This window comes from Pseudomonas grimontii (assembly GCF_007858185.1).
GTDB lineage: Bacteria > Pseudomonadota > Gammaproteobacteria > Pseudomonadales > Pseudomonadaceae > Aquipseudomonas > Aquipseudomonas grimontii.
This window is the reverse complement of the sequence record NZ_VFES01000011.1, coordinates 62,367-81,722: the sequence shown is the minus strand read 5'-3', so window position 1 is coordinate 81,722 and position 19,356 is coordinate 62,367. Positions and strand designations below refer to the sequence as shown.

Sequence of the window (19,356 nt, the reverse complement as noted above, 5' to 3'; positions counted from 1 at the left end):
TCGCGTTGATGGAGGGTCAATTTTTCTTGGCCAGGAGTTTTTCAACGGGCAACTTGGTGATCGCAAAGCCGGCCAGCAGGATGGCCGAATACAGCATCAGGTCGCGGGAAATCGCCACGCCTTCGTACCAAGCTCCGATGATCACCGCGAACACCGGAAAGATGATGAACACGAACGACAGGATGATCGGGCTCAAGCGCTTGAGCAGCATGAAATACACGATGAACCCTCCCACCGAGGCCACCAGCCCCAGGTAGAACAGTGCGCTCCAGGACCGCAGGGTGATGTTTTCGAAGGTCGGCGTTTCAAACCACAACCCGGCCACGAACAGCATCAGCCCGGCAATGCCGATGGGCAGGGTGTTGTAGGTGATCACGCTGATGGCGCTGCCTTTTTGCTTGGTAATGACGTAGCACAAGGCATGCATGATCGCGGCAGTCAGGATCGCCAGCACCCCGAAGAACTCGGCGTGGTCCAGGTGCAGGCCCTGGCTCCTGATGATCATGTAGAGGCTGCCGAAGCCGATACCGATGCCGACCACCTGGGAAAAGTAGATGCGCTCGCGCAGGAACAACGCGGAGAAAATCAGGATAAACACCGGCATGCAGCTGAACAGCAGGGCGGTGAGGCCGGATGACACATGCATCTCGCCGTAGTTGAGCAGGTAGTAGGGCACGCTGAAGTAGGACAGGGTCACGAACACGAAGAACCAGCGGCTCTCACGGGGAAACAGGATGGGCTCGCGGCGTACCATGGCGAAACACAGGAACAGCGGGAAGGCGATCAGGAAGCGCAGGCCGGCGGACGTCAGCGGCGGCACGCTCTCCACGGCGATCTTGATCCCCAGCCAGGTGGTGCCCCAGCTCAGGCACACGATCAGGAACATCACACTGGTCACCAGGCCGGCCAACCACTGTTTTTGCGTTTTGGTTTTGGCGGTGTTTTCGAGAACGGCTGACATTGGCATCGTTTATTGCTTCCCTGAGCCTGAATTGAACTCTATATTGAACTTGTAATGAGTTATGAAATTCGGCGATTGAACCCGTAAAAGCACACTATTAGGGCGAAAGATGGCTGTCAAAACAAATATTGACATGGTGTCAATTATGCGTGAGGGCTTGTCCAACGGGCAGGGCGTGAAGTACAAGCGCCTGTCCGATGTCATGGAACGGGGCATCCTCGAAGGCTTGATTGAGCCGGGACGAAAACTGCCGCCTCATCGGGTGCTTTCCGACAATCTGGGGGTGACCATCGGCACCATCAGCCGCGCCTACGGTGAGCTGGAGCGCCTGGGGTTGGTGGTGGCGCGCGTCGGTGACGGCACGTTCGTACGCAAGCGTGGGATGGAGCGCCAGCGTGATGAAGGCTTTCGTAACTTCAGTGAGGAGCCGCGCCAGTACTTCGACATGAGCCGCAACATGCATATCCCGGGTCAGGAAACCACCTTCCTGGCACAGAGCTTCCAAACCCTTTCGACTAACGCCAAGTTCCTCCAGGACATCAGCGCCTACACCCCGGACGCCGGCCTGCCGCGTTATCGCGACGCGGGCGCGCAGTGGCTGGTGCAGCGTGATTTTCATCCAATTCCCGAGCAGGTGATCTGCGTCAACGGCGGCCAGCATGGCCTGCTCTGCGCGATGATGGCCCTGCTGCGCGCCGGCGATACGGTGGTCACCGAGCAACTGACTTACCCTGGGCTGATCACCGCCGCGCGCATGCTGGGTATCCGCTTGATCGGCCTGGAGATGGACGAAGAAGGCGTGCTGCCGAGCGCGCTGGATGAGGTCTGTCGTAATCACCGGATTTCAGCGTTGTATTGCACGCCGACCATCCAGAACCCGACCACGGCGGTGTTATCGGTGGCGCGCCGCGAAGCACTGGTGAAGGTGTGCCGGGAACATAATCTGCTGATTCTTGAGGACGAAGCCCACGGTGTGCTGGTCGAAGACCGTCCGCCGCCCCTCAGTCATTTCGCCCCCGAACGTACGATATTGATCAGCAGCCTGAGCAAGGCTGTGTCTGCCGGGCTGCGTGTGGGCTATGTGCATGCGCCCCCGGCGCTGGTCAGCCGAATCTCGGCGGCCTTGCGCTCCACCTGCTGGATGGCTACGCCGGTGACGCTGGAACTGGCGACCCAGTGGATCGAAAACGGTACGGCGGAATACCTGCTGCGCCAGCAGATCAACGAGATCAGCCGGCGCAAAGCCCTCGTGCAGGATTTGTTGGCGGGCCTGGCGTATCGCACCCATCTGAACAGCCCGCACTTTTGGATCGAAGTGCCGGAGCCCTGGCGCGCGTCGGAAATCGAGGCGGAGCTCAAGCAGAATAATTACCTGATCGCCACCGCCGAGGCGTTTGCCGTGGGGCAGACGGCGGTGCCGCAGTTTATCCGGGCGAGCATTTGCAATACGTCGGGCGATGATCAGTTGTTGCGGGCGGGGTTTGATGCGTTGGCGACGGCGTTGGGGCAGGGTGGGGGCAGGTTCCACCTGTAGATTTGAATGTACGCCGCCCCAAATGTGGGATGGGGCCTGCCCCCTCCCTCAGGTTATTTGAAGCGCCGCTCCACACCTTTCTCCACCAGAATCTTCGCCGAAATCTCTTCCACCGAAAAATGCGTGGAATTGATGTGCGCAATATTCTCGCGACGGAACAGATTTTCTACTTCGCGCACTTCGAATTCGCACTGGGCATAGCTGGAGTAGCGGCTGTTGGGCTTGCGCTCGTTGCGGATGGCGGTGAGGCGGTCCGGGTCGATGGTCAGGCCGAACAGCTTGTGCGAATGGGCGCGCAGGGCCGCAGGCAACGTCAGGTGCTCCATGTCGTCTTCGGTCAGCGGGTAATTGGCCGCACGGATGCCGAATTGCATGGCCATGTACAAACAGGTGGGCGTTTTGCCGCAGCGCGACACGCCGACCAGGATCAGGTCGGCCTTGTCGTAGTAATGGGTGCGGGCGCCGTCGTCGTTGTCGAGGGCGAAGTTCACCGCCTCGATACGCTCCATATAATTGGAGTTATGCCCAATGGAATGGGACTTTCCGACCGAATAGGAGGAGTGTTCGCTCAACTCCTGTTCCAGCGGCGCCAGGAACGTCGAGAAAATGTCGATCATGAAACCATTCGACGTTGCGAGAATCTCACGGATGTCTTGATTGACGATGGTGTCGAAAATGATCGGCCGAAAGCCGTCTTTTTCAGCGGCCAGATTGATTTGTTGTACCATGGCCCGCGCTTTATCCACGCTGTCGATATAGGGCCGCGTGAATTTGGCGAAGGTAATGTTTTCGAACTGCGCGAGCAGGCTCTGACCCAGGGTTTCGGCCGTGATGCCGGTGCCATCGGAGATAAAGAAAGCAGATCGTTTCATTTGAGCCCTGGGCCTTAAGCTGATGACGAATCTTGGATATGATAGGCGCGATTTTGCCGTCCCATAGTGGGCTGCATTCTCACTTATTTTCCAGGTCCAGGCCACAAACGCGGGTAATCGCTCCTACGAGCAGCCAGCGTCCTGAGCTTTTCCAACACAGTTAGTGGAGAGATCACCTTGGTAGAGTACGTAGTTTCCCTCGATAAGCTCGGCGTCCATGATGTAGAGCACGTAGGGGGCAAGAACGCATCCCTCGGCGAGATGATCAGTAATCTTGCAGGCGCTGGTGTGTCGGTGCCCGGTGGTTTCGCCACCACGGCCCAGGCTTACCGCGATTTCCTCGAACTGAGCGGCCTCAACGCTCAGATCCACGCCGCGCTGGATGCCCTGGACGTCGATGATGTCAATGCCCTGGCCAAGACCGGTGCCCAGATCCGCCAATGGATCATGGAAGCCGAGTTCCCCGAGAAGCTCAACGAAGAAATCCGCAGCGCCTTCGCCACATTGTCGGCGGGCAACCCTGACATGGCCGTTGCCGTGCGCTCATCGGCCACCGCCGAAGACTTGCCGGATGCTTCTTTCGCGGGTCAGCAAGAGACCTTCCTGAACATCCGTGGCGTGGAAAACGTGATCCGCGCAGCCAAGGAAGTATTTGCCTCGCTGTTCAATGATCGCGCCATTTCCTACCGTGTGCACCAGGGTTTCGACCACAAGCTGGTGGCCCTGTCTGCCGGTGTGCAGCGCATGGTGCGTTCGGAAACCGGCACCGCCGGCGTGATGTTCACCCTCGACACCGAGTCGGGCTTCCGTGACGTGGTGTTTATCACCGGCGCCTACGGCCTGGGCGAAACCGTTGTACAAGGCGCGGTCAACCCGGACGAATTCTACGTACACAAGCACACCCTTGAAGCCGGCCGCCCGGCCATCCTGCGCCGCAACCTGGGCAGCAAGGCCATCAAGATGATCTACGGCGACGAGGCCAAGGCCGGTCGTTCGGTGAAAACCGTGGATGTCGACAAGGCCGAGCGCTCGCGTTTCTGCCTGAGCGACGCGGAAGTCAGCGAATTGGCCAAGCAAGCGATGATCATCGAAAAGCACTACAAGTGCCCGATGGACATCGAATGGGCCAAGGACGGTGACGACGGCAAGCTGTACATCGTGCAGGCGCGTCCGGAAACCGTGAAAAGCCGTACCTCGGCCAACGTCATGGAACGCTACCTGCTCAAGGAAACCGGCACCGTGCTGGTGGAAGGCCGTGCCATCGGCCAGCGCATCGGCGCCGGCAAGGTGCGGATTATCAAGGACGTGTCCGAGATGGACAAAGTCCAGCCCGGTGACGTGCTGGTTTCCGACATGACCGATCCGGACTGGGAACCGGTGATGAAGCGTGCCAGCGCCATCGTCACCAACCGTGGCGGGCGCACCTGCCACGCGGCGATCATCGCCCGTGAGCTGGGGATCCCGGCAGTGGTCGGTTGCGGCAACGCCACCCAACTGCTCAAGGACGGCCAGGGCGTGACTGTGTCCTGTGCCGAAGGCGATACCGGCTTCATCTTTGAAGGCGAACTGGGCTTCGACATCAAGCAAAACTCCATCGACGCCATGCCCGACCTGCCGTTCAAGATTATGATGAACGTCGGCAACCCGGACCGTGCCTTCGACTTCGCGCAGTTGCCGAACGCCGGTGTGGGCCTGGCCCGCCTGGAGTTCATCATCAACCGCATGATCGGCGTGCACCCCAAGGCCCTGTTGAACTACGACGGCCTGCCGCCGGACATCAAGGAAAGCGTGGACAAGCGCATCGCCGGCTACAACGACCCGGTGGGCTTCTACGTCGAGAAGCTGGTGGAAGGCATCAGCACCCTGGCGGCGGCGTTCTACCCGAAAAAGGTCATCGTGCGCCTGTCGGACTTCAAGTCCAATGAATACGCCAACCTGATCGGCGGCAAGCTCTACGAGCCGGAAGAAGAAAACCCGATGCTGGGCTTCCGTGGCGCCTCGCGTTACATCAGCGAAGCGTTCCGTGACTGCTTCGAGCTCGAATGCCGCGCCCTCAAGCGTGTGCGCAACGAGATGGGCCTGACCAACGTCGAGATCATGGTGCCGTTCGTACGTACCCTGGGCGAGGCGAGCCAAGTGGTCGACCTGTTGGCCGAAAACGGCCTGTCCCGAGGCGAAAACGGCCTGCGCGTGATCATGATGTGCGAACTGCCATCCAACGCCATCCTCGCCGAAGAGTTCCTGGAGTTCTTCGACGGTTTCTCTATCGGTTCCAACGACCTGACCCAGCTGACCCTGGGCCTGGACCGCGATTCCGGGATCATCGCTCACCTGTTCGACGAGCGTAACCCTGCGGTCAAGAAGCTGCTGGCCAACGCCATCCAGGCGTGCAATAAGGCCGGCAAGTACATCGGTATCTGCGGCCAAGGCCCTTCTGATCACCCGGACCTGGCCAAATGGCTGATGGAGCAGGGTATTGAAAGCGTCTCGCTGAACCCCGATTCCGTGCTGGAAACCTGGTTCTTCCTGGCGGAAGGCCAAGCGTCCGCCTAAGGTCGTTATGTCAAAAGTGCCGGTCACTCGTCGAGGGTGACCGGCATTCTTATCTGTGCAGGGCGGAACTCCTTCCGGACGCCGCCCTTTTTTGTGCAAGAGCATTATGCAAAGCAGCAGCAACCTGTTTCCCGTCGCCCTGATCAGCGCTGAACGTCGTGGCGACCTGAGTGAAGATGTGTACCGCCTCAAGCCCGGTAACAGCCCCGACGGTACCGTCGAGCTGGCCGTTACCCGTTTGGGCCTGGCCGATGTCCCGGAAAACCGGGGCATCCCGGTTATTTTGTTGCACGGCAGTTTTTCCAACCGGCGTTTCTGGTACTCGCCCAAGGGTATCGGCCTGGGTGCTTACCTGGCACGCCAGGGGTTCGATGTGTGGATCCCGGAAATGCGTGGTCATGGGCTGTCCCGGCGCAATCAGGACTACGCCCGCAACCGCGTCGCCGACTACGCGCGTTACGATTTGCCGGCCATTGGCGCGTTTGTGCGTGAGCAAAGTGCGCAGATTCCCCATTGGATTGGTCATTCTCTCGGCGGCACTACCCTGGCGGCGGCCCTGGGTGGGCAGCACCTTGGTGCGCCGGCGGTGGCCTCGGTGGCGCTGTTTGGCTGTCAGGTCAGTCGCAGCCACTGGCCATTGAAACTTCCGCCGGTGGAGTGGACCGGCCGTCTGCTTTTAAAGCGCTTCGGCGAAGTGTCCGGCTCGCGGCTCAAGCGGGGCCCGGAGGACGAACCGGCGGGCGTGCTGATCGAAGCCATGCGCTGGAATGGCCTGTTCGGTCGCTTTGGCGAAGGTAAGCGGGATTGGTGGAAAGGCCTGGCGGACGTCGACGTGCCGCTGTTGGCCGTCAGCGCGGCGGGCGATCAGCAAGATCCGGACTGGGCTTGCCGCAAGCTGTTCGAGCAGATTGGCTCCGAGCACCGTCAATACCTGTGCCTGGGGCGTCAGCAAGGGTTTACCGGTGATTTCGGACATGTGGAAATGCTGGTCAGCAAAGCCGCCCAGGCTGAGGTCTGGCCGCTGGTTGAGCAATGGTTAAACGATCCGTTGACACCTTTGTTGGGTGCCAAGCCTGAGGCATTAGTCGTAGTTTGACCCAAGGCTCTGCCAAGGGCGTTTCGCTCGTGTGTGGTTGCGGCTAATATATGACGCGTTAAACGCTTCTGGTCATATTCAGTCGCGCAGTGGTTATTGCGTTGCGCCGAAGCGGATGGGATGTTGCGCACCGGCTCCGGCCGGTGCTTCTTTCGAAAGACACTTCTTTGACGGAAAGGAATTTTTCAATGAACCATTACGTGACCCCCGACCTGTGCGACGCCTACCCGGACCTGGTGCAGGTGGTCGAACCGATGTTCAGCAACTTCGGCGGCCGAGATTCCTTTGGCGGCGAGATTGTCACCATCAAATGCTTCGAAGATAACTCCCTCGTCAAGGAGCAGGCCGACCAGCCGGGCGCCGGCAAGGTGCTGGTGGTCGATGGGGGTGGTTCCCTGCGCCGCGCACTGCTGGGCGACATGATCGCCGAGAAAGCCGCGAAAAACGGTTGGGAAGGGTTGGTGATCTATGGCTGCATCCGTGACGTCGATGTGATCGCCCAGACCGATCTAGGGGTCCAGGCGCTGGCCAGTCATCCGATGAAAACCGATAAGCGCGGCATCGGCGACCTGAACGTCGTGGTGACATTTGCGGGTGTGACGTTCCGCCCAGGTGAGTACATCTATGCCGACAATAATGGCGTAATCGTCTCGCCAAGCCCGCTGCAAATGCCTGAATAAACTGCAATAACCAACAGGGGTGAGGATGTTCGAGGAAGAAAACGCGCAGTGGGGGCTGGTGCATGCCCTGGTGCTTGATGGTAAAGGCGGTGCGCGTTCGATTGCCCGGACTGAGCTCGACGAGTTGCAACTGCAGCCCCAGGAAAGCCTGTGGCTGCATTGGGATCGCAGCCATCCCCAAACCCAGACCTGGCTGCGCAAATCCAGCGGTTTGAGCGAATTCGCCTGTGACCTGCTGCTGGAGGAAAACACCCGCCCACGCCTGTTACCGCTGCCGGATGCCGAGTTGCTGCTGTTTCTGCGCGGGGTCAACCTCAATCCGGGGGCCGAGCCGGAGGACATGGTCTCGGTGCGTATCTTCGCTGCCGCCAGTCGCGTGATTTCCCTGCGTCTGCGCCCGCTGCGCGCCACCGATGAGTTGCTGGTGCAGTTGGCGGATGGCAAGGGGCCGAAAACCGCGTCGGAGCTCATCCTTTATATGGCTCAGTACCTGACCAACAAGGTCCAGGATCTGGTCACGGATTTGTCGGAAATCGTCGATGCAGAGGAAGAAAAACTCGATACCGACGAACGGTACACTCCTGAACATGGCAGTGTTTTGCAGATCCGTCGCCGAGCGGCCGGGCTCAAGCGTTTCCTGTCGCCGCAGCGGGATATTTTTGCCCAGCTCACGCGGATAAAATTGCCGTGGTTCTGTGACGACGATGCCGACTACTGGAACGAATTGAACAACAGCCTGACCCGCTACCTGGAGGAGCTCGAATTGACCCGGGAGCGCGTGGGGCTTGTGCTTGAGGCCGAAGACCGGCGCTTGAGCGTGCGCATGAACCGCACCATGTACCGCTTCGGGATCATCACGGGGATCTTTCTGCCGATGAGTTTCCTGACCGGCTTGCTGGGTATAAATGTGGGTGGCATACCGTTCTCCGCCAGCCCCTACGGATTCGTGATTGCATGCCTGTTGATGGTGTCGGTGGCGCTCGGACAATGGTGGCTGTTTCGACGATTGCGCTGGGTTTGAGCTGAATATGAGCTGAACGTAGGAAGGGTCCTATGTGACCCCAGGAATTTTACCCTCGTCTTTTAAAACACTTGCGAGAGGTCTTTATGCACGATCCGTTCGAACAGTCTTTGCGTGACATGCTCAATGCCTCGCCGTCCAACCGCGATGACGATGCCTGCCTGGGCCGCGTGTTGAAAACCGCTAACCGTCAGGTGGGCGCGGGTGACCTGTTCGGTCTGCTCGGTCGCTGGATGCCGGCGTTGATGATGGCCCTGAACAACGGTTCGGCCCACGTATCGCCCGTTTCCCGTCGTAAACCTCTTGCTCGCACTGCTGATAAGGCTGATTGAATATGGAACTTGATCTCTGGACCCAGAGCCTGGTCACCGCGATGACCGCATTGTGGACCAAGGTGGCGAATTTCATTCCCAACCTGTTTGGTGCCCTGGTACTGGTGTTGCTGGGCTTTGTCGTGGCCAAGCTGCTCGACACCCTGCTGTCCAAATTGCTCGCAAAACTGGGCCTCGACCGCCTGATGGCCGGCACTGGCCTGACCAAGTTGCTGGGCCGGGCCGGGTTGCAAGTACCGATTTCCACGTTGATCGGCAAGATCGTTTATTGGTTCGTTTTGCTGATTTTTCTGGTTTCTGCGGCTCAATCCCTTGGACTTGAGCGAGTTTCAGCTACGCTCGACATGCTGGCGCTGTATCTGCCGAAGGTTTTCGGTGGCGCACTGGTGCTTCTCGTAGGCGTGTTGCTTGCACAACTGGCCAATGGGCTGGTGCGCGGCGCCGCTGAAGGTGTGGGATTGGATTATGCCGCTGGCCTGGGTCGAATCGCCCAGGGGCTGGTGATCATTATCAGTATTTCGGTCGCGATCAGCCAGTTGGAGGTCAAGACTGACCTGCTCAACCACGTGATTGTGATCGTTTTGATTACCGTTGGTCTGGCCGTTGCGCTGGCCATGGGCTTGGGAAGCCGGGAAATTGCCGGCCAGATTCTTGCGGGAATCTATGTGCGTGAGTTGTATCAAGTTGGGCAGCAGGTGCGCGTGGGCGAGGTCGAAGGGCAAATCGAGGAGATCGGCACAGTCAAGACTACGGTGCTGACCGATGACGGCGACCTGGTGTCGTTGTCCAATCGGATTCTCCTCGAACAGCAGGTCAGTAGCCGCTAATCCGGCAAACCCTGCTAATGTACGCCGCCGCAAACCCGGCTGACCGGGCTGTAGCGGACATTGACCTGACTGTCGGCACGACTTGTTTTGAATAAAGCCCAAACGCTGTCCACGCGCTATGACCCCCGTGAGCTCTCTGATGAGGAGTTGGTCGCGCGCGCGCACACGGAGCTGTTTCACATAACTCGCGCGTATGAAGAATTGATGCGCAGGTATCAACGCACTCTGTTCAACGTTTGTTCAAGGTATTTAGGGAACGATAGAGATGCGGATGATGTCTGTCAGGAAGTGATGCTCAAGGTGTTGTATGGCCTGAAGAACTTCGAGGGCAAATCGAAGTTCAAGACATGGCTCTACAGCATCACCTACAACGAGTGCATCACGCAGTATCGGAAGGAACGGCGAAAGCGTCGCTTGATGGACGCTTTGAGTCTCGACCCCCTTGAGGAGGCGTCTGAAGAAAAGGCGCCGGCACCCGAGGATAAGGGCGGACTTGATCGCTGGCTGGTGTATGTGAACCCGATTGACCGGGAAATTCTGGTGCTACGATTTGTCGCAGAGCTGGAATTCCAGGAAATCGCTGACATCATGCACATGGGTTTGAGTGCTACAAAAATGCGTTACAAACGTGCTCTTGATAAATTACGTGAGAAATTTGCGGGCGAGACTGAAACTTAGTGCGTGGCAAATATCTCTTACGTGTAGGCAAGTTCTGTTAGACTTGTCGCCGAGTTGTCCCCCGGTTTGTGGGACTGCTTTACAATCACCAGATGGGGATTTAACGGATGAAACTGAAAAACACCTTGGGCTTGGCCATTGGTACTCTTATTGCCGCTACTTCTTTCGGCGCGCTGGCACAAGGCCAAGGCGCAGTTGAAGGCGAGCTGTTCTACAAAAAGCAGTTCAACGATAGCGTTAAGCACATCGAAGACGGCTACAATCCTGGCGCTCGCATCGGTTACTTCCTGACCGACGACCTGTCCTTGAACCTGTCGTACGACAAAACCAACCACACCCGTTCGAACGACGGTACTGGCAACCAGAAGATCAAAGGTGATACCGGCAGCCTGACTGCTCAGTACCACTTCGGTCAGGCTGGCGTTGACAGCCTGCGTCCATACGTAGAAGGCGGTTTCGGTCACCAGAGCCGTACCAACGTACTGGCTGACGGCCACAGCGGTCGCGATCAGACCACTCAAGCCATCGTTGGTACCGGTGTTAAGTACTACTTCACCAACAACCTGTACGCTCGTGCCGGTGTTGAAGCTGACTACGGTCTGGACAACGGCAAGTGGGACTACTCCGCACTGGTCGGCCTGGGCGTGAACTTCGGCGGTAACGCTGGCGCAGTTGCTCCAGCTCCTACCCCAGCACCAGCTCCAGAGCCAACTCCAGAGCCAGAAGCTCCAGTTGCTCAGGTTGTTCGTGTTGAGCTGGACGTGAAGTTCGACTTCGACAAGGCCGTTGTTAAGCCTAACAGCTACGGCGACGTGAAAAACCTGGCCGACTTCATGGCTCAGTACCCAGCTACCAACGTAGAAGTTGCTGGTCACACTGACTCCGTAGGTCCAGACGCTTACAACCAGAAGCTGTCCCAGCGTCGTGCTGACGCTGTTAAGCAAGTCCTGGTTAAAGACGGCGTGGCTCCTAGCCGTGTAACTGCTGTAGGTTACGGCGAATCCCGCCCAGTTGCTGACAACGCAACTGAAGCTGGTCGTGCTGTTAACCGTCGCGTAGAAGCGTCGGTTGAAGCTCAAGCTCAGTAATTACTGAGTGGTAGAAAAAAGCCCGGCTCAGGCCGGGCTTTTTTTCGCCTGCTGTTTGCCTCAGGCGCTGGCCGCCGAGGCTATGCAGGCGGCCTGTTCGGTGGCGGCAACGGCGCCGATCACCAGGATTGCAGGGCTCTTCAAGGCAAATGCCTGGGCGTCTTCGTGCATCCGCGACAGCTCACTGCGGCATTCGCGCTGTTGGGGCAGTGATGCGTTTTCGATCATCGCCACCGGCATATCGGCCGCCATCCCACCTTCCAGCAATTGCTGGCGAATCTCTTCCAGCTTGGCCACTCCCATATACACCACCAATGTCGTGCCGCCTTCCGCCAGCGCGTGCCAATTAAGGCTGCTGTCGTCCTGGGTATGGGCCGTGACCAGGGTCACTCCGCGGCTGACACCGCGCAACGTCAGTGGAATCGCGCAATTTGTCGCGCCCGCTAACCCAGCGGTAATACCGTTGACCAGTTCAACCTCGACGCCACGTTCACGCAGCCACATCGCCTCTTCGCCACCGCGCCCGAAAATGCACGGGTCGCCACCCTTGAGCCGCACCACGCACTTGCCTTGGCGGGCGTAACGCAGCATCAGGCGGTGGATAAAGTCCTGCGGGGTCGAGCGGCAGCCGCCGCGCTTGCCGACCGTGATCACTCGCGCCTCGGCGCAATGCTCCAGCACCGCCGGGTTGACCAAGTCATCGATCAGTACCACATCGGCTTCGTGCAGGGCCCGTACAGCCTTGAGGGTCAACAGCTCCGGATCGCCAGGGCCCGCGCCCACCAGCCAGACTTTTGCGTTCATGGGGTTTTCCTCGTCTAGAGCCGACGTCAGTTGTGAAGGAGTGAATACAGAAGAATCAGATTGATCAGCATCGAGACCAGGCCCAGGGTGCGCCAGACCTTCAACGGTTCGCGCTCCAGCAGGGGCCTGGGGCGGATGCTCAGTTCCTGGCGGTCAGCCTGTTCCAGCACCAGCAGCCATTCCTCGGCGGTTTCGTAGCGATGCGCCGGTTGTGCGGCCACGGCCCGTTCCAGGCTCAGGGGGAGCCAATCCGGGAGATCCGGACGATAGCGGCTGGCGCTGACAGCCTGGGTAAATCGAGGCCGTTGGAAGGCTTCGATTTCCCCGTAGGGGTAATGCCCGGTCAGCAGGTAGTACAAGGTGACACCCACGCTGTATAAATCCTGCTGGGCTGTCGGACGGTCGCCATTGAACGCTTCGGGCGCGATAAAGCTCGGGGTGCCAGGCAGTACATGGGCACGGTCCTCTGAAAGACCGGGGCAGTACGCCAGACCGAAATCCAGTACGCGCAATTCACCGTCATCCCCCAGCAGCAGGTTTTCCGGCTTGATGTCGCGGTGCAGGATCTGTCGCCGATGCAGCATGCCCACTGCGCGCAGCAAACGCTCGGCTACGGACTGCCATTGCGCCAGGGGCAAGGGGCCCTGGTGCTGGAACAGCTCGGCCAGGGTTTGCCCTGGGTATTCACGCATCACGTAGTACAAATGTTGACGCCCGCTGGCGGCATGCACTTCAGGAAATGCACGGCCGGCTACCCGCCGCAAGAACCACTCTTCCGACAGCAATGCCTGGCCGGCGTCGCTGTCGTCGTCGCGGCTCAGTGGCAGGGTTTTCAGCAGCCAGGGTTGCTGTTGGGCGTCGCGCACCCGGTACAGCAATGACTGCCTGCTTTGCGCCAGCACGCTGTCCACCTGCCAGCCTTCGAAGCGTTGCCCGGATTTCAGCAGCGGGGGCAAGGGCCATTGCTGCAACTGCACCAGGGCGTCGCCGAGCGTGGCGGCGCCGAGTGTGTCGACGCGCACCAGCAAGGCGCTGGCATTGTCCTGGCTGCCCGCCAGGTGTGCGGCATTGACCAGCGTGGTCACCGCCAGGTCCAGGTCGGTTTGTTCGCGCAGGATCGCGCTGATGCTGTGATCGCCCAGCGTGGCCCAGACGCCATCGCTGAGCAGCAGGAAGCACTCACCTTGGCGCAATTGGCCGTCGAGAAAGTCCAGCACCAGGTGCTGATCCAGGCCGAGGGCACGCTTAAGCACGTGCTGCATGCCCGGTTGTTCCCACACATGGTCTTCGCTGATGCGCTGCAATTCACCGTCCAGCCAGCGATACGCCCGGCAATCACCGACATGGGCCAGGGTGAAGCGCTGACCGCGAAAGACCAAGGCACTGAGGGTGGTCAGCAACGGCTGGCCGCCGCCATTGGCCTGCAACCAGCGATTTTGCGCCAGCAGCAAACGCTCCAATGCCTGCGCCACCCCCCAGGTTTGCGGCGTGGCGTAGTAATCCAGGGCCAGGGCTTGCAAGGTCGAGCGTGCCGCCAGGCCGCCGTCGGCGCACTGGCTCACACCGTCGGCCATGGCGCACAGGTAGCCTTTGCTCGCCGCCAGTTCCGCTGCGGGGGTGACGACCCGCAGCGCATCCTGGTTTTCCGCCCGTGGGCCGATGGCGCTGGCATGGGCGACGCTCAATTGCAGGCTCATCAGACGCGCGCAGCGGTCACTGCCGCCGAACCCCAGGTGGTTCTCCAACGACGCTTGACGCCATGCAGGCCGAACCAGGCCAGGACGCCCAGGCTGGCGAACAGCCACAGGGCCAGTTGATAGCTGCCGGTGCTCTGCTTGATTGCGCCCATGCCCGCGGCCAGGGCGAAACCGCCGATGCCGCCGGCCATGCCGATCAGGCCGGTCATCACGCCGATCTCACGACGGAAGCGCTGTGGCACCAACTGGAATACGGCGCCATTGCCCGCGCCCAGACCGAGCATGGTGCAAACGAAGAGCGCCAGCGCCGCATAGGAATTCGGCAGGTTGAAACCCACTGCCGCAATGCAGATCGCCGCGACACTGTACATGCCGAGCAGGGTGCGGATCCCGCCGAAACGGTCAGCCAGGGCGCCGCCCAGTGGGCGCATCAGGCTGCCACCGAACACGCAGGCGGCGGTGTAGTAGCCGGCAGTCATGGGGCTCAGGCCGTATTGGTCGTTGAAATAGCCGGGCAGGGCGCTGGCCAGGCCGATAAAGCCGCCGAAGGTTACGCTGTAGAAAAACATGAACCACCAGCTGTCGCGGTCGCCCAGGGCCTTGAAGTAATCGGCCATGGACTTGGCTTTCGGCCGCTCGGGCGCATTGCGTGCCAGCCAGGCGAAGACGATCAGGGTCAGGATCAGCGGAATCAGTGCAAAGCCGAATACATTGCTCCAACCAAACGCCGCCGCCAGCACAGGGGCCAGCAGGGCCGCGAACACCGTGCCCGAGTTGCCGGCACCGGCGATGCCCATCGCCTTGCCCTGGTGTTCGGCCGGGTACCACTGGGACGCCAGCGGCAGCGCCACGGCAAAGGATGCGCCGGCCATGCCGAGGAACAGCCCCAGCAACAAAGCTTGTTCGTAGCTGTGAATCCCCAGTTTCCAGGCGCCGAACAATGCGACGATCACAATCACCTGGCCAATCAGCCCGGCGGTCTTGGGCGACAGCTTGTCCGCCAGCATGCCCATCAGGAAGCGCAGCACCGCGCCGGCCAGGATCGGCGTCGCCACCATCAGGCCGCGTTGCTGGGTGGTCAGGTGCAGGTCGGCGGCGATCTGCACCGCCAGGGGACCCAACAAATACCAGACCATGAAGCTCAGGTCGAAATACAGGAACGCGGCAAACAGGGTCGGGGTGTGCCCGGATTTCCAGAAGCTTGATTTCATCACGCACCTCAACGGTTGGGAGTCTTGTAAGAAGGCCTAGTGATGGAACAGCCGGCTAGGGCCGCCCCACCGGCCCAGTGCTAGTGGGCCAAAACGAAAAAACGCCGCCACCGGGTTCGCGAGGGCAAACCGGGTGTGCGACGTCTTTGTCGTGGAGGGGCAACCGCCGTTGGCTACCTGTGATGATTACTTAGCAAGTCCTGCGCCAACATGCCGGCCGTAGGTCCCGTCTTCTCCAGCTCCGCGCAAACCCGCAGCTGTCGAGCCCCAGCGAGGCTGCGTCAGGCGCGCTGTCGATTCACGCCCGAGTCGCGTCCGACGCAGCCTCGCTGGAGCTCGACAGCTGCGGATGTTTAACCGAGCAGTTCACTCATGGCGATGATCTGCTCCGCCACCTGGATCAGTTTCTGCTGGCGGCTCATGGCTTGGCGGCGCATCAGGGTGTAGGCCTCTTCCTCATTGCAGGCCTTCATTTTCATCAGCATGCCCTTGGCCAACTCGATGCGCTTGCGCTCGGCCAACTGCTGGTCCCGCGCCTGAAGCTGGGCGCGCAAGGCCTGGTCGCTCTCGAAGCGGGCCATGGCGACGTCGAGGATCGGTTGCAGGCGCTGGGCCTGAATGCCTTCGACGATGTAGGCACTGACCCCGGATTTGATCGCCTGGCGCATCACGTCGGGGTCGTGCTCGTCGGTAAACATCACGATGGGCCGGGGTTGGTCGCGGCTTACCAGCACCACTTGCTCCATCACATCGCGGCCCGGTGACTCGGTATCGATCAGGATGACGTCCGGGCGCACCGTTTCGACGCGCGCAGGCAGGTCGATGGTCAGGCCTGACTCATCGATCACTTCAAAGCCAGCCTCGATCAGTGCTGTCCTCAAGCGGCCGACTTTGCGCGGAGTGTCGTTGATCAGCAGGATTCGCAGCATGGAAGTCCTCCTGTCAGCGCAAGGCTTGGCGGCTGGTGTGGTCGGCCATGGCATGCAGGCGGAAGCTGCGCGCGTAGCCGGCGGGGTCCGAGCCGTCCCAAATTTTACCGTCGATCAGTTGGCTGCTACGCATGTCGTGCCCGTTGTCGCTGAGGCCCAGTGCCTCGGCTGCTTGACGATACAGCGCCAGTTGTTGCACTTGGCGAGCAACGCCCAGGTAGTCAGGGTCTTCGCGCAGCAGGCCCCAGCGTCGAAACTGGGTCATGAACCACATGCCATCGGAGAGGTAGGGCAGGTTGACCTCGCCATCGGCAAAAAAGCGCAGGGCGTGGGGGTCTTGCCACTGGTTGCCCAGGCCGTCGTCGTAGGCGCCCAGCAAGCGTGGCTCGATGCAGTCGAGCGGGGCATCGAGGTACTCGCGGCTGCTGAGCAATTGTGCGGTGGAGCGACGGTTTTCGGTGTTTTGCTCGATAAAGCGGCTGGCCTCCAGGATCGCCATCACCAGCACGCGTGCGGTGTTGGGGTATTGGTCGACAAAGGCCTGGGTGCAGCCGAGCACCTTTTCCGGATGGTTCGGCCAGATCGCCTGGGTGGTCGCCAGGGTAAAGCCCTGGTTTTGCTTTACGGCGCTGGCGCACCAGGGCTCGCCGACGCAAAAGCCATCGATACGCCCGGCCTGCAGGTGCGCGACCATTTGCGGCGGCGGCACCACGACGCTGTCCACATCCTGCAACGGATGAATGCCTTGGCTCGCCAGCCAGTAGTACAACCACATGGCATGAGTACCTGTGGGAAAGGTCTGAGCGAAGGTCAGTTTTGTTCGGCTTTGGTGCACGTGGCGATCCAGTGCTTCAGGAGTGACCACGCCCTGCTGCTGCAGGCTGTGGGACAGGTTGATGCTTTGACCGTTCTGGTTCAGTCCCATCAATACTGCCATGTCGGTAGGCGCCACGCCGCCGATGCCCAGGTGCACGGCATAGACCAACCCGTACAGGCTGTGAGCCGCATCCAGTTCGCCGCTGACCAGTTTGTCCCGCAGGTTGGCCCATGAAGGTTGGCGCCTGAGGTTCAGGGTCAAGCCATAAGGCTGTGCGAAGCCCTGGGTCGCCGCCACTACCAGGGATGCGCAATCGCTCAAGGCCATGAACCCCAGGTCAAGGCTGCTCTTCTCCGGGGCATCACTGCCGTTGACCCAGGCCAGCGGGTCGTTCATCGGGCTTTTGCCAACCGAATCGTTCATCAACACCTACCTTTTCTTTCAAAAAAAAGCGTCGTTCCCTCAGATGGCGATGCAAGGCCATTGCGGGTAACGACGCCTTTGTCCGTAAGCCCGCTCCGCCGTTGGTGCGCGCTCTGTACAGAGTGCAAAGCAAGGCACATGCCACGGGCCGATGGGCGCAGCCAGCCGTCAACTTTCCATCAAGATTGAAAATGGGCTGCCTCTCAGTATGGCCGCTTCTTACTGCCAGGCCGCCCAGGAATTCAAGGTGTACGCTCACTTCTCCGTAACGACTGCCTGCCTCTGGCTACTGCTTGCCACGCTGATGTCAGGAAGTGTCGATGCCAGGGGCGAGACCTATCAGGCGCAGAACGAGAGCCTGCATACCGTCTTTACCGCCTTGTCCGTGCCCATGGGGCTGCCCATCGTTGTGAGCAGTGAAGCGGCGCGCATACGCATCAGCGAGGTCATTGACCTCGATACACCGCAACACGCCCTGGAGACGCTTTCACTGCAATACGGCTTGATCTGGTACAGCGATGGGCGGGCGCTCTACCTCTACGACGTGAGCGAGGCAAAAAGCTCGGCTGTGGAGTTGCAGTATATTTCTGTCGACAGGTTTCGTGTCCTCATGCGTCGTTCTGGGCTTGATGAAACACGCTACCCCCTGCGCGTCAGCGGGGAGCGGACGTTCTATGTGTCCGGACCACCTCATTATGTCGACCAGGTGCTACACCTGGCCCAACTGATGGATCGCGAGCGTGCTGAAATGCAGTTAGGCACCCAGGCGTTTGCTGTCGTTCAGGTCCTCAACACCCATGTGGAAGACCGTGGGTACGCCATCGGCGACGAACAGGTCACGGTGCCGGGAATCGCGTCAACGATCGAAGCCGTGCTGGCTTCTGAGGAGGAGGAGGGAGCGCTGTCCGGCAAGAACCTGGTGGTGATTGCCTACCCGGATACCAACAGCCTGCTGATCAAGGGCGAACCTGCACAGCTGGGTTTTATCGAGCGCCTGGTGGCTGAGTTGGACACACCCAAGCGGGCTATCGAAGTTTCGCTATGGATGGTGGATGTGGAGAGTGACGAACTGAAAAAGCTGGACCCTGTCTGGGACAAGGAGGCGAAGGCCCAGGTCTCGCGAATTCTGGAGCCCATGGACGATAAGCGTTTGATGGAACAAATCGCCATGCTGGAGCGTCGGCGGCGAGCGAAGGTGATGACGTTGCCGGTAATACTCACCCAGGAGAATGTGCCGGCCGTGTTTCAGGATAACCACACCTTCTATCTGCCGGCTCCCGGAGATGACCGTACTGATTGGAAACCCGTGCAATATGGCTCCCAGGTCAGCGTGCTGCCACGTTTTGCAGAAGCGAATCAGATCGAAATGCTCCTCCATGTTGAGGACGGCCGCCAAATGAGCCAGGCAAGGCGGCGCGGCAAACCGACAGCGGTCGGTCGGGTGAGTGCCAGCAGCGTGGTGCGGGTGCCGCAGGGTCAGCGCCTGTGGTTGGGATCGTTTAGTCGCGAGGCGCATTATCCGGGACGCCGCGCAGTCTCAGCGGGTTCGACCATGGTTCGCCTGTTTGTGATTCAGGCTCGGGAGGTAGGAAACGAGTTGAAGGCGTTGCCGACAGGCGTTGGTGCACCACCGTTGAGTCCGGCGCAATACGAGCGTGTGCACCGAGCGTTTGTTCACCCGCAGAGCGATATCGCTCCGTGAATCAGGTGTTAACTCATGCATTTTGAATTCTTCTACAGGACGTTGGGCGAGTGGGTGCAACGGGCGGATCAGTTGTGGGGGGAGTTGCACGAGGTCTATAAAAAGGGGCGTCTGACGGCTGTGCGTGAAGC

Annotated in this window: 17 protein-coding genes; 10 read left to right on the top strand and 7 right to left on the bottom strand. The window is 60.0% G+C overall.

All coding sequences use genetic code 11. The annotated features are described in order from the left end of the window. Positions 1-16: 16 nt before the first annotated feature. Positions 17-910, bottom strand: a complete 894-nt coding sequence (locus tag FIV39_RS17945; RefSeq protein WP_167361139.1) for a DMT family transporter — start codon at positions 908-910, stop codon at positions 17-19. A 160-nt stretch (positions 911-1,070) separates the two neighbouring features. Between FIV39_RS17945 and FIV39_RS17940 the strand changes: the two genes are divergently transcribed. Beyond that, positions 1,071-2,495 (top strand): aminotransferase-like domain-containing protein, encoded by a 1,425-nt coding sequence (locus tag FIV39_RS17940; RefSeq protein WP_090400344.1) that lies wholly within the window; start codon positions 1,071-1,073, stop codon positions 2,493-2,495. 53 nt (positions 2,496-2,548) lie between these two features. Here the strand turns inward: FIV39_RS17940 and ppsR are convergent, their stop codons facing one another. Further along, on the bottom strand, positions 2,549-3,367 hold the full coding sequence (gene ppsR, locus FIV39_RS17935; RefSeq protein ID WP_003193298.1) for a posphoenolpyruvate synthetase regulatory kinase/phosphorylase PpsR: 819 nt from the start codon (positions 3,365-3,367) through the stop codon (positions 2,549-2,551). A gap of 177 nt (positions 3,368-3,544) precedes the next feature. On the opposite strand from ppsR, the gene ppsA reads away from it, so the two are divergent. The 8 genes from ppsA (at position 3,545) to FIV39_RS17895 (ending at position 11,642) form a co-directional block, all read left to right on the top strand. Continuing rightward, positions 3,545-5,920 (top strand): phosphoenolpyruvate synthase, encoded by a 2,376-nt coding sequence (gene ppsA, locus FIV39_RS17930; protein ID WP_090400342.1) that lies wholly within the window; start codon positions 3,545-3,547, stop codon positions 5,918-5,920. Positions 5,921-6,026: 106 nt separating this feature from the next. Then, on the top strand, positions 6,027-7,016 hold the full coding sequence (locus tag FIV39_RS17925; protein ID WP_090400341.1) for an alpha/beta fold hydrolase: 990 nt from the start codon (positions 6,027-6,029) through the stop codon (positions 7,014-7,016). A gap of 188 nt (positions 7,017-7,204) precedes the next feature. After that, a complete protein-coding gene (gene rraA, locus FIV39_RS17920; protein WP_027603684.1) occupies positions 7,205-7,696 on the top strand; it encodes a ribonuclease E activity regulator RraA in 492 nt (163 codons plus the stop codon). Between the two features lie 25 nt (positions 7,697-7,721). After that, positions 7,722-8,717 (top strand): zinc transporter ZntB, encoded by a 996-nt coding sequence (locus tag FIV39_RS17915; RefSeq protein ID WP_090400339.1) that lies wholly within the window; start codon positions 7,722-7,724, stop codon positions 8,715-8,717. 86 nt (positions 8,718-8,803) lie between these two features. Then, positions 8,804-9,049, top strand: coding sequence for a hypothetical protein (locus FIV39_RS17910; RefSeq protein WP_015885347.1), 246 nt, complete (start codon positions 8,804-8,806; stop codon positions 9,047-9,049). A 2-nt stretch (positions 9,050-9,051) separates the two neighbouring features. Next, a complete protein-coding gene (locus tag FIV39_RS17905; RefSeq protein WP_003175519.1) occupies positions 9,052-9,876 on the top strand; it encodes a mechanosensitive ion channel family protein in 825 nt (274 codons plus the stop codon). A gap of 87 nt (positions 9,877-9,963) precedes the next feature. Continuing rightward, entirely contained in the window at positions 9,964-10,554 is a 591-nt protein-coding gene (gene sigX / locus FIV39_RS17900; RefSeq protein WP_057009210.1) for an RNA polymerase sigma factor SigX, read from the top strand. 107 nt (positions 10,555-10,661) lie between these two features. Continuing rightward, on the top strand, positions 10,662-11,642 hold the full coding sequence (locus FIV39_RS17895) for an OmpA family protein (RefSeq protein WP_090400337.1): 981 nt from the start codon (positions 10,662-10,664) through the stop codon (positions 11,640-11,642). 60 nt (positions 11,643-11,702) lie between these two features. Here the strand turns inward: FIV39_RS17895 and cobA are convergent, their stop codons facing one another. The 5 genes from cobA to FIV39_RS17870 all read right to left on the bottom strand — a co-directional run bounded on the left by cobA (position 11,703) and on the right by FIV39_RS17870 (position 17,496). Beyond that, positions 11,703-12,446: a uroporphyrinogen-III C-methyltransferase gene (gene cobA / locus FIV39_RS17890; protein WP_090400335.1), complete on the bottom strand. Its 744-nt coding sequence runs from the start codon at positions 12,444-12,446 to the stop codon at positions 11,703-11,705. Positions 12,447-12,472: 26 nt separating this feature from the next. Beyond that, on the bottom strand, positions 12,473-14,143 hold the full coding sequence (locus tag FIV39_RS17885; protein WP_090409768.1) for a bifunctional protein-serine/threonine kinase/phosphatase: 1,671 nt from the start codon (positions 14,141-14,143) through the stop codon (positions 12,473-12,475). After that, a complete protein-coding gene (locus FIV39_RS17880; RefSeq protein ID WP_090400334.1) occupies positions 14,143-15,354 on the bottom strand; it encodes a nitrate/nitrite transporter in 1,212 nt (403 codons plus the stop codon). Before FIV39_RS17880 ends, FIV39_RS17885 begins: the two co-directional genes overlap by 1 nt. A 353-nt stretch (positions 15,355-15,707) precedes the next feature. Then, positions 15,708-16,283, bottom strand: a complete 576-nt coding sequence (locus FIV39_RS17875; RefSeq protein WP_027603690.1) for an ANTAR domain-containing response regulator — start codon at positions 16,281-16,283, stop codon at positions 15,708-15,710. A gap of 13 nt (positions 16,284-16,296) precedes the next feature. After that, a complete protein-coding gene (locus tag FIV39_RS17870; protein ID WP_167361138.1) occupies positions 16,297-17,496 on the bottom strand; it encodes a CmpA/NrtA family ABC transporter substrate-binding protein in 1,200 nt (399 codons plus the stop codon). 331 nt (positions 17,497-17,827) lie between these two features. Here FIV39_RS17870 and sctC point away from each other — a divergent pair, with 331 nt between their 5' ends. Then, positions 17,828-19,225, top strand: a complete 1,398-nt coding sequence (gene sctC, locus FIV39_RS17865) for a type III secretion system outer membrane ring subunit SctC (protein ID WP_244176441.1) — start codon at positions 17,828-17,830, stop codon at positions 19,223-19,225. The last annotated feature ends 131 nt before the right edge of the window (positions 19,226-19,356 follow it).